Consider the following 2,518-nt stretch of genomic DNA (forward strand, 5'->3'; position numbering starts at 1 on the left):
ATGCTGGTTTTCGGTCCCGTCAGCTCCATCTTCGATTTCATAACCTTCTGGGCAATGCTGAGCCTGTTTCACGCCGGCCAGGGCTTGTTTCAGACGGGTTGGTTCGTCGAATCGATGGTCACCCAAACCTTGGTCGTCTTCTGCATCCGGACACGGCGGCTGTTCTTTCGCAGCAAGCCGGGCGAGTTTCTCACGCTTATGAACATAGGGACGGTCGCCCTGGCGATCGCGCTTCCGTTTCTACCGTACTGCGGCGCCTGGTTCGGCTTTGTGACCCTTCCGCCGTATTACTTCGTGTTCCTCGCCGTCGCGACGGTCGCATATCTCGGACTCGTCGAGTTGACAAAGTACGTGTTCTATCATTGTCTAGCGGGTCCGTACTCGCAAGCTACGAAGTAGCGGTTCGGCGAAGACTCTGGACGCCAACGTGCGGGGATGAAGCTCCGTGCGTCTCATGAATCCCATAATTTTGTGAGCGACTCAATTTTGCCGCGGCGTCTGGCCAAAGGGTTTGCTAACGAGTCGATTTCGCGGGCGGATTCCAGCGGTTCGCAATCGACGTTTGGCGGCCGCTCGGCGCCAATTATGGTCATCCGACCGACATCGATTCAATAGCTCAAGTCGGCTCGAAAGCGGCCGTCCACAGGAGCAAGACCGTCGCAACCGAGCTCCCGTTTGCAACATGCTTTTTGTTTGTTCGAAGGTCGATTCGTGCGCCCTTCATCGAACCAGCCATCGGGGACAAACGAAAAAACCCGCTCCGATAGCACTGGATCGACTCGGCCGGAGTCGTGCAAATTCGCGCCGTCCGATGCGTGGTTCTTTCGCCTGAATCTAGCGAGGCGCATAAAATTTCCTCATCGCCATGAGCGTATTCGACTAAATCGTAGTTCTTGATCCTGGCGGCGGCGATCACTTCACCGCGGCGACCGCCAGGCGCGCCAGCGCGGGAAGCGATTTCACGCCGGTCCGTTTCATGATCGCGGCGCGATGGTTTTCGACCGTGCGCTGGCTGATGCCGAGATCAGCCGCGATGTTCTTGCTCGGATGACCGGCTAGAACCAGCCCCATGATCTGCTTCTGCCGCTGCGTGAGGCCTTCCAGATGACTTGCGGCGGCGTCCCTCCAGGCGATCAGTTTGCTCGCATCCTGCGAATGCTCCAACGCGCGCTCGACGCTGGCCAGCAGCTCTTCGCGGCCAATCGGCTTTTCGATGAAATCCGACGCGCCGACCTTCATCGCCAGAACCGCCATCGCCACGTCAGCGTTGCCGGTGATCATCACCGCCGGCATCCGATGGCCCTGGTCGCTCAGCCGCTTGAGCAATTCGAGCCCGCTCATTCCCGGCAGATAGGCGTCGATCAGCAGGCAGGCTTCCCGGCCCGGTCGGTAGGCTGCGAGAAACGCCTCGCAATCGCCGAAATCCTCGACGGTCCGCCCATCGTCTTCGAGCACACTGCGTATCGCCTCGCGCACGCGATGGTCATCGTCGACGACATAAATGACGGGCGGCCCCGGAACCTCAGCCTTTTCGACGGGCGGTGGAAGCTTGGCGTCCGGCCTCGCATGTTTCGACGCCAGCGCGCGTTGAACGGCCAGCGTCACATCGTCCAGTTTCACGGGCTTGTTGAGCAGCACGCAGTCGGCGTCCGCTATGGCGCGCAATGTCCTGGTCGAAATGTCGCCGGTCAGAATGATCACCGGAATGCTGCGATGAAGCCTTTCCCGAACCTTGGCGACCACTTCGAGCCCGTTCATGCGGTTGGGTAGATTGAAGTCCGCGAGGATGACGTCGGGTCGGAAGTCTTCGCGCTCCACCAGCTGCATCGCCTCGCTCCCGTCATAGGCGCGCGCCACCCGATGCCCCTCTGCATTGAGAGAATGCGACAAAAGCTCGCGTAATTCGGGATCGTCCTCGACCACCAGGATCGCGGCCTTGCGTGCCGCCTTGTCGCCGCTTGCAAGGCCGTTATCCTGGCCCAGGCCCGCAAGCTTTGGCGTCGTTGCAACCTGCGGCAGCGCGACTTCGATGGCGAAGACCGAGCCGTTGCCATGATGCGAACGCACGCGCACGCGATGGCCAAGCAGGTTGCCGATCCGCCGTACGATGGAGAGACCGAGGCCGAGACCGAGGCTGCGCTCGCGCGCCTCATTGCCGATTTGATGATATTCCTCGAAAATCGCCTGAATTTCCTCGTCGGGAATGCCGATCCCGGTGTCCCAGACTTCGATGCTCAGCATCCCCTTGCGGCGACGGCAGCCCAGCAGCACTTTGCCCGTTTTGGTATATTTTAGGGCGTTCGACAGTAGGTTGCGCACCATTTGTTCGAGCAGGCGGGGATCGCTGCAAATCGACAGGCCGCAGGAAACCACGCGTAGGCTGAGATTTTTCGCTTGGGCCTGATAGGTGAATTCGTCGTGCAGTTTCACCAGCAGGTCATTGACCGGGAACAGCGCCATTTCGGGGCGTACCACGCCGGCTTCGATCTGGTTGATGTCGAGCAGCGCATTGAGCATG

General features: G+C 60.0%; 2 protein-coding genes. One reads left to right on the top strand and one right to left on the bottom strand.

Features of this window, described 5'->3' with window-relative positions:
• The coding region (locus ACLP2E_RS18050; protein ID WP_442466722.1) for a cation transporting ATPase C-terminal domain-containing protein at nucleotides 1–399 on the top strand (399 nt) is incomplete at its 5' end.
• A gap of 513 nt (nucleotides 400–912) precedes the next feature.
• Here ACLP2E_RS18050 and ACLP2E_RS18055 read toward each other — a convergent pair.
• A partial coding sequence (locus ACLP2E_RS18055) for a response regulator (RefSeq protein ID WP_442466723.1) occupies nucleotides 913–2,518 on the bottom strand: 1,606 nt, incomplete at its 5' end.

The sequence above is a fragment of the Rhodoblastus sp. genome (genome assembly GCF_052145335.1).
In the GTDB taxonomy this organism is placed as follows: Bacteria; Pseudomonadota; Alphaproteobacteria; order Rhizobiales; family Beijerinckiaceae; genus Rhodoblastus.